Source organism: Aeromicrobium sp. PFPM2_SD2 (genome assembly GCF_057364525.1).
Genome location: NZ_JBNFNZ010000708.1, coordinates 1 through 769 on the forward strand (window position 1 = coordinate 1; position 769 = coordinate 769).

The 769-nt window shown below is 75.8% G+C and carries 1 pseudogene; it reads left to right on the top strand.

What is annotated here, in order from left to right:
- Positions 1–71 precede the first annotated feature (71 nt).
- Positions 72–742, top strand: a pseudogene (locus AC2W7G_RS17610) (siderophore-interacting protein).
- Positions 743–769 lie beyond the last annotated feature (27 nt).

The window sequence follows — 769 nt, forward strand, 5'->3', positions numbered from 1 at the left end:
CCGAGCACCTCGACCGCCCGGCGTCCGTGCACGGGCTGCAGCTGCTGCGCCGCGAGCAGGTGACGCCCCGGATGGTCCGGCTCGTCCTGGGCGGCGACGAGGTGGCCGCGCTCGAGCCGCGCACGCCCGACGAGCACGTCAAGATCATCTTCCCCGACGAGAGCGGCGAGCTGCGGCTGCCGACCGTGGGGGAGAAGGGGCTGGAGTGGCCGCGCCCGTTCCCCGAGACGCGCGAGTACACGATCCGCCGCATCGACCACGCGACCGGCGAGGTGTGGATCGACTTCGTCGTCCACGAGGGCGGCCTGGCCTCGGACTGGGCGCAGCGCGTCGAGCCGGGGACCCCGGTGTGGATCACCGGCCCGCGACCGACGTACCTGGTGCCGGCCGCGTTCGGGCACCACGTGCTGCTCGCCGACCACACGGCGCTGCCGGCGGTGGCGCGCTGGCTCGAGGAGCTGCCGGAGGCGACGACGGCCCAGGTCGCGTCGCGGTGCCGACCGCCGCGGACGAGCAGCCGCTCGCGCAGCGTCCGGGCGTGGACGTGACGTGGTTCCACGAGGACGACCCGGCCTACGGTCCCGGCACGCTAGGCGACCACCTCGCGTCGCTGACCCTGCCGGAGGGCACCGCCGTCTACCTGTGGGCCGCGGGGGAGGCCGGGGTGCTCAAGCCCATGCGCACCTGGGCCCGCCAGCACCGGCTCTTCGCGGCGGGGCAGTGGCGACATCCGCCGGGCTAGTTGGCGCCGCCCGCGCGGACGCGGCTG